This is a genomic window from Thiolapillus sp. (genome assembly GCF_048562965.1).
Classification (GTDB): Bacteria; Pseudomonadota; Gammaproteobacteria; order Chromatiales; family Chromatiaceae; genus Thiolapillus; species Thiolapillus brandeum_A.
The window spans coordinates 1-8,091 of the sequence record NZ_JBHNMF010000119.1; the positions used below are offsets into that span (position 1 = coordinate 1).

The following is an 8,091-nucleotide window of genomic DNA, read 5'->3' on the forward strand; positions in this document are numbered from 1 at the left end:
CTAAGTAAGCTACTTCAAACCAATGCCGTAGATACTTCTCGTTGTTCCCTGTTTTGATCCCCTCCGAAGCATAGGAAACTTCTCCTATGGGCACCGAATCAGAAAACACTTGAAACCAGCAATCTCCAACCCAATAGGTTAAAGGGCTGCCCGGGATTTTGCTAAAATCCTTAGCCGAGGCGCAGTAAAACCACCCGCAATCTGGGTTGCGGATCGCCTCGCGTACCATCTCGGCCTTCTCAGCTTCGTTGCCGCCATCGACCAGTCGCAGATAAGCGCCCCTGTGGTTGGGGTGGTGGCCGTTGGCGAACACAAAGGCGGTGGTAGAAACCACCGCGCCTCCGATGGTGTCAAACCCGCGCTCGCCCAGATGCGCCATTGACAGCAGGGTGGCATTGCCCAACAGCTTGTTGCGCAGTTTTTCAAACGATGACAGGAACATCCACGACTGCATGTTGATCACCGCCATCATACCGATTGGTATGCTTATTTCCAGCGCTCGTTCCATGAACATGGCAAACAGGTCGGATTTGCTGTCGGGATAGTTCTTGCCCGCCCAAGCCTTCAACCGCCCATTCATCCCCTTGCCACCCATATACGGCGGATTAGCAATCACCACATGGTATTTTGGACTCAGGTAATTGGCCTGCCGCAGGATCTTCAACACCTTGTCATGCGTAGCTTTAAGGAACAGTTGTCCGGAAACATCCTTGGCCTCCAGCACCCGAACTATCTCTTCAATATTGGTAAGGTCCGGGCGGATCAGTGAACCAAAATTGTCGGCTTCCTCAAACTGGCGCAGGGTTGTTTGCAATGGCGCAGTAAACAGGTCGCGCCCGATAAAATCCATATACTCCTTCAGCTCATCCTCACCAAACTGGATATTCTCCAGTACACAAATATTGGGCTGCACTTGCTTGCGGAAAAATCGGCGCTGTTTGGCACGGGCCTTCATGGTCAGCGCAAAGGCAGCCAGTTCCCCGGCACGTTCGTCGATCTCGATACCGTAAAGGTTCTTCGTCAGAATCTTCTCCGGGATCTCGGCAGGTTCATAACCCTCCTCTTCACAGATGGTGTAGAGCAGATCGAACGCGTAAGTCAGCATGTGACCGGAGCCGCAGGCCGGGTCGCAGATCTTAATCTCCTCGGGACTGCTTATGCGCAGAAAACCGGACTCTGCCTGTTCTGGCTTGATGTAGTAGTCCATCTGCTCAACCAGACGTGAATCAGGGCGGTTGAGCATCCACAGGCGTCCAAGGGAGTTTTCCACCAGATAGCGCACGATCCAGTGCGGGGTAAAGAGCTGGGTGGCGGCGGGGATATTTTCAGGCGTGATCTTCTTGTTTTTCTTCAGCCCCTCGAAGACCTCATCCTTCTTCTCGGAGATGTAGAACTGGTAGAGCCAGCCGATCACCTCCACATCCTCACAGACATCCGGCGTCATCGCTTCGCGTGTATAGGCGAGGATGGAGTTGCCCGAGAGCAGGTCGTCGGGCATCAGCAATTCGGTGAAATCGGTAATGCGCTCAAACATGAATGGCATCGAACCATGCCAGTAATTGCAGATCGCCACGACCAGCAGCCGGTACGCCTCGGCTTGTGGATCCTGGCTGGGGGTTTTGCCGTCAAGCAGGGCGAAGATCCGTTGCCTGGCCAACTCGTCCACCATGCCTTCATCAATATGGCCCATCTTGGCCTCAGCCAGAATCTCCGGCTGGAACTGCCCCTCGGCAGGCGAAACCACCCCGATTCGGGTATAGCGGTTCACATCCATAAAACGCAGGGCACAAAAGCGGTTAAACCAGATATAAGCTACCTTTTCGATCACCTGCTCCTCACCGTGAGCCTGGATCTGTACTTCCAGCTTCTTCACCGCCTGTGGATGCTCGCGCCGTTCAGGGCTTTCCTGGCTCAGCACGAGATCCAGCTTGTTGGACACCTGCTCGATCAGGTTGCGGCGGGCGTGTTGGGCGAATTTTTTTAGTTTTGAGGTATTCATCTGATTCGCTCTATATCATTGATATCCGGCATGGATTATGAGCCTGTTATGAGTCGTCCCATAAGTTATGAGTCTGGCGCATATTTTATGCATTACGATCATAAAATGCCCCTCTCCTACTTCCATGAAGTATTATTTTTCCTTCTTTAACCAATGACTTAAGTAACTTTGCCGCCTGATCTTTGGTTATTCGGCACAGTTCCATAACATCCCCTCGTTTGATCGAACCATGCTTGTCGATGTACTTCAGTACCATTTGCTCCTGTTGTAATTTGTCAAACCCTGCCTGACGCACATAGGCCGCTTTTTGACCGGTCTGGCGGTATACCTTGGCGCTGAGGGTATAAGTGCGGCCCCGCCCTGTGCCATGCGCCTCGATCAGTCCGGCTTCCAGCAGTTTCTCCAGGGTAGCCCGAACCTCGGGTTCTGTTTTCTGAACCGATACGGTCAAATCCGTAGTGCTCAGCCGCCGTTCCTCGCGGAGCCGGGAGAGAATGATCAGGCTGTCGATGGGCATGGCGCCGCCCGTCTGCTCTTCATGTTGCAGGATCATCTTCAGAAATTCGAGATCGGCCTCGCCGCTTAGCATGCGGACGGTGACGGTGTAAGGGTTGGACTGGCTGTAATCCGGGGCCGGGCGACCATAACGCAGCATGCCCTCGTAGATTCGGTCGATACCACGTCCGGTGCGTTCCGCCAGACCGATGCACTTGATAATATCCGCTAGCAGCGGGTTTCGTGACTGTGGCGAAACGGTCAGCAGGTTTTGCAGGGTGACGCCATCGACGAAACCGCCGGGGCTGGAAATGGATAATCCATCATCACCCAGCATGACATGTACCGCACCCAACCGGGAATAATCCCGATGCACCAGGGCATTGACGAATGCTTCCCGAAATGCGCGCCGGTCATAATTGGGAATGGGTACGCGGAACAGGCCTACCTGAATCTCTTCTTCCTCCACCCGCGCCCGGAATAGCTGCTCGACCTCCTCAAAGGTTTGCAATAATGGTTTGCGGAAAAACTCATTAACCCGGACATCGGTACCGCGCAAAACCTGGAAGGCTACTTCATGCGCGGGAAGCCGTTTTCTAAGGTCTGCTTCCCTGCCGAGTAACAGTAGCCCGGCCACTGTCGGCCGGGTGATGCCTTCATCGTTTATGGTTAAACCAAGTGCCCCGTCCAGTTCATTATCGGCCAAGGATAATAAGGACTGGTCGCCACCATAACGCTGGATTGCTTCGCGGATGCGGTGACGCTCCAGCGGATTCAGCTCATCAACAGTCAGCCCCTGCACAGGCACTGAACTAGGATCCACAAGCCCGAGGGAAGACTGCCGCTGAACAAATTCATGGGGATAAAAAGGAACAGCCTCCGGTTTACCATTGGCCATCAAACGTCTGCGCTGCAGCAAGCCTTCCGAGGTAGATACCAGTTGACGGGATTTGGGTATTTTGATCCAGGCGACAGATCCACCTGGCAGGTCAATTTTTTCGATCCGCACCGATAATGGCGGATTGGTTTTATTGGCGATCAGCGCCGGCAGACCGGCTGTATTGAGATGATTGGCATGCAGGCCGGTGATGGTGCCATCATCCTCGACACCCAGCAGCAGATCGCCGCCTTCGGTGTTTGCCAAAGAAACTATCGCGGCAAGTAATTCCCGATCAGGCAGGCACTTGCTGTCGCTTTTGAACTCGACGGTCAACGACTCGCCCTGTGAAATGAGATCTTCTATCTCATGGCAGCTCATATCTGTATCCGTTTGCCCACCTTGATCTCACGCAACAAGGCCTCGCGCAGTTGTTGCAGATATTCATCGACATCCGCTTCATCCGCCAACCAGGCCTTGTCAAACGCCACCCTGATTTTTCGCGTCGAAATATATTCGACCTTTGGCTCTGCTACGCGGGATTTTGGCTTTTCCTCATCTGCTTCAACAGGTTCCGGTTTCGGGGCAGCCATTTCGACCATGTTCGCCAGCAGTGTTTGATAGCCCTGCTCTTCGAAGTAGCGCAGGGAGTCGTTGATGACTGCAATCAGCTTTTGTAGATTGATGTGGTCGATCAGTGCCTTGTATGGCAAGTCCAGCTCTGCTGCCCGTACTTCGGGGAGTTTTTTATACTCATCCATGCTCTGCATTCGGGTTTGCATGGCATCGAGCTGCGTTATGGCCTGCTGGCGCACTACGCCCACTTCCTTATCAATTTTCTGCTTCAATGTATCCAGGTGGGTTTTGAGCTGCTGGATGCGGCTGCCCTTGAAGCAGGCGGGATCATTCAGCACAGCACGGATCTGATCGGCTTCATCGCCCTTGATGTGAATGAGATTGGATTCTTGTTCCTTTAGATAGCGCTTTGCATCCTTGTAGATTTGGGCTTGGTTGCCTCCCATGAACTTCTGGACAGGTCCGATGAGGCCTTCCTTGAGATCCAGCAGTTCATCTTCCTGTTTTCCCAGTTCGGTCAGGAACCAGGTGTAAGGCTTGCCCACTATCTCCTTGAGTTTGCCCAGTTCGGGGCGAAGGACGCTGAGGAACGTAAAATCGTCTGCTTGGGCCAACAGGCGTTCGAGGCTGTTCACCAGCCCGTCAAAGGCTTCTGCCGTCTCCTTGCCCAACGCCTTGGCTTCCGTGCTCTTTGGAGGCGCATCGAAAAAGTCTTCAAAAAACTCGCGCAGCTTGCGCACCTGGGATGCGGTGAACTCCACCTGGGGTTCCAGCACCACATTGCCGTGCTCCCGGCTGTTCAGCAGAGCATCGCGCAACGGGTCTTCTTCGAGGATGTCGCTATCGCTGCGCAATTCCAGTTTCCCGCGGGTGCTGAGCATGGCGACCGTGCACAGAATGGCGGCGTAGTACCAGCCATAGGGTTTGCGCTCGAACTTTTCCAGCGTGGATTTCAGGGTAGTCCGAACGCCACCCCGCTGGTTGCTCTGAATAAATGCCAGTACTTCCTGCTCTTGCTCGGAAAGGTTGTCTCCCAGGTCAAGTCCACTGCCTTCAAGATAGCGGGACAGATCGATTTCCTTGTACTCGATTCCCCGGAGCATGGAGAGATTGGGATAGGTACGCTCGATCAGCTCGTAGAAGCCCTTGGTGATGCGGGATTGAGGGTCTTCTCCGCCGACATCCACATCGGCTCCTGCCACGATCAACCTGGCCTGGCCGAGCAAGGTCTTTACGCTTTGCTGGATATCGGCATAACGCTCCTGGTTGCGCACACCTTTGTCAGACAGTATGCGCCGGATGGCATCCTGCTGGGTGGTGGAGATATTCTGGCGGATGTACTTTTCAGTTTTCTTGTACATGCCCAGGTCGCGAATCAGTCGCTCTTCCGCGGGCATGATGACCAGCAGCTCCTCTCTGCCCATGCTTTGCATACGCAGGATATCCACGGATTCCACTTGTTCATGGAATGGGCTGATGACATGGATGGCCAGTTCCTGCTCCCGGCCATAAAGCCTGTCGTCGAGCTTGCGCGAGAAGGGATAATCCTGCCCGTTTTCGTCATAGCGAATTTTCCGGTTCTTGAGAATGCGGTCGAAGATGATCTTTTCCAGTTCGCCGGCAACATCGGCGGTTTCCACCTCGGTATTCTTGATCTCCTCTTCGACATCCTTCTCTTCATCGGTGAGGTATTCGTAGATCACGCCGGTTCTCTGGATGTAGGTTTGCTGTTCCAGCAGGTTGAGGGCTTCCTCTACCCGTTCGTGAAGCCGGGGAAGATCCTGATCGAAGCTGTCGGTCATCAGTACGCAGAGATTGCGCACCGTGGCCTTGAATTCACGCACATACTTGACCAGAAACAATTCCTTGAGCAGTTGGATGGCGAAAGCATCATCGAGATTGTTTTCTGCCTGGAGTACCGCGCTCTGTATCTGGGATTTCAGGGCAGTGCGGATGCCCTCGAACATCAGGTCGAAAGTGGCAAGCTGCCCGATTTCATGGTCGGCTATCTTTATCGCCACCTGCTGAAACACGCCCAGCATGGAGCGCTCACCCACCGAGCTGTGCTTGCCTTCGAAGGCATTGTGCAGGGAAAGGTTCTGAATGGCCGACTGGAACAGGTCGAACTGATAGGGAACAAAGGGGTAACTGTGGATGAAATGATCCTTGTCCCGGTAATTCTTGTAGGTGGCCGAGCCATCACCAAAGCCGAACAATGTACGGAAATTATTGACCTGGGCATGGTAGAGCTCACTGAGTTGCTCCACGCCTTTTTCATTCTTCAGCAGCAGGCGTTTTTGAATCACTTCAGCCACGTTCTGGCTGGTGAGCTTCATGCGGTTCTTGAAACGCGCCTGTATCTTGGAAAAATCATTCCCCTGTTGATGACCTGTTTCGCCGATCACTGAACTCATGTCTTCCTGGGCGGTGACGATCACCCAAGAGCGGTCTTTGCACTTGGTGGCCAGGCTTTCCGCCACGGTTTGCAGGTTGGTCATGAGTTTGGTATTGCCAGCGATATATTGGCCCACTTCATCCACAAAGAAGTTGAGCCGAAAATCATCACCTTTGCGAAGGATGTAGGCATTGACCTGTTCGGCAAAGTCCTCAATGGAAAGGCGATAATCGTTGCGGTACTTGTCGATGATGCCTTGTATTTGCTCGCCAACCACCTGGCTATAGGCTTCATCGATGGCCTTGGCCATGCGCTTTTCCCGGCGGCGAATCCATGGCCAGTCCTTGCCGGTTCTGGCTTCCACTTCACTGATGAAATCCTGCAACAGGCCATCCTGGTCCAGATCCCGTTCAAACTGGGCGACAAAGGGAAGTTTTCCGTAGTAGCCGCAATGCTCATCGAACACCTTGATGAACACGGCCAGGAGGGCATCCATCTCCTGCTTGCTGATGACATCGGCTTTCTGGTCGATGTTGAAGAGGATACTTTCTGAAGGGATGGCCACTGCCTTTTTCAGGTCACTGCGCAGAATCTCGTTTTCTTTGATTTTTTCTAAAAAAATCCCACGAGCAGTTATATCCTCAACCTCCCAATTTTCAAGCAATAGCGCCAACATTTTGAGCAAATGAGATTTACCAGAGCCAAAAAAGCCGGATATCCATACGCCGTTGGCGCCGGCATAGTTGTTGTAGGCATCCAGGAAGGCTTCCAGGCGTTTTTCCACTTCGTTAGTGATAACATACTCATCCAGTTCCAACCAAAGGCTGGCGTCATCGTCTGCCTTGATCACGCCTTCGATGTTGCGATCGACGGGCTTGTGGAAAATTTCTTTCAGAGCCATCCTGCTTTCCCTCAGATTTCGAAATGGTAGATGTTGAAGGCGCGGTAATACTTGTCATCCTGTAACCGGCCAAAAAGATTCAGTGAAGCGCCAGCTTCCAGGGAATGCGTGTATTCGCCGGGAAAAAACATCAGCGTTGGCTGATCCTTGGCTTCCTTCTGCAGATTATTGAGCACATTGTGCGAGCGAATGTAGGGATAGACCTCGCCAATCCCGGACAGGAACAACACATCGAAGGTTTCGGCGTCCATGCGGGCTCTTATGGCAGGCGTGAGCACAGTTTCCACATCCAGCACCGATTGCAGTTCTTCCTTGAGTTCCTGCTTGCTGATCTTTGGCTCCTCCTCGAGGATCCATTCCCAATCCTCTTCCTTTTTCAGCAACTCGATGGACAGATCATAGAGATTGACCTCAAGCACGGTAATGCCCTTCTTGGCCAGTTTGTTCACCAACTGCTTTTGCAGTCGCTCCATCTCCACGGCTTCCCTGGGGTCATAGGGACAGATAAAGAAGGGGATCTCGTTCCCTAGTCCCTTTTTTTGCAGGAAGCGATCACTGCTTATGGTGTTCAGCAAATGCTCGAAACGATCCGCAACAGGTGCTTTGCTTAGGTCCTTAGGCATCATTGACATCCTTCCGCCAAGGGGAAATGAACCAGCGCCTGGGGCTGATGGGAACACAGCAATTCCCTGAGCCGTACAGTCAAACTGGCAGGAATAATGGTGTCATTCGAGTCGATAATTTGCGCCTCCCGCATAATTCTGAACAGTACCTGACGCTGCTTTTTTCGCGTGGAATCCGTGATTTTTTCCAGTTCAGGGTAAATTTCCATTTTGGCATTGAAAAAC

The 8,091-nt window shown here is 52.8% G+C and carries 5 protein-coding genes; all 5 read right to left on the reverse strand.

The annotated features are described in order from the left end of the window. On the reverse strand, positions 1 to 1,999 hold a 1,999-nt coding region (pglX, locus tag ACOCD2_RS08340; protein ID WP_419585035.1), incomplete at its 3' end, for a BREX-1 system adenine-specific DNA-methyltransferase PglX. 85 nt (positions 2,000 to 2,084) lie between these two features. Next, complete coding sequence (locus tag ACOCD2_RS08345) at positions 2,085 to 3,752, reverse strand: ATP-binding protein (protein WP_293646990.1); 1,668 nt, start codon at positions 3,750 to 3,752, stop codon at positions 2,085 to 2,087. After that, on the reverse strand, positions 3,749 to 7,243 hold the full coding sequence (brxC, locus tag ACOCD2_RS08350) for a BREX system P-loop protein BrxC (protein ID WP_293646992.1): 3,495 nt from the start codon (positions 7,241 to 7,243) through the stop codon (positions 3,749 to 3,751). The genes ACOCD2_RS08345 and brxC overlap by 4 nt, the downstream gene beginning before the upstream one ends. 11 nt (positions 7,244 to 7,254) lie before the next feature. Further along, positions 7,255 to 7,866 carry a DUF1788 domain-containing protein gene (locus ACOCD2_RS08355; RefSeq protein WP_419625674.1) on the reverse strand — a complete coding sequence of 204 codons (612 nt, stop codon included), beginning with the start codon at positions 7,864 to 7,866 and terminating at the stop codon, positions 7,255 to 7,257. Continuing rightward, positions 7,866 to 8,091 (reverse strand): BrxA family protein (locus ACOCD2_RS08360; protein WP_293674821.1); only part of this gene is annotated, 226 nt, incomplete at its 5' end. The genes ACOCD2_RS08355 and ACOCD2_RS08360, both read right to left, overlap by 1 nt.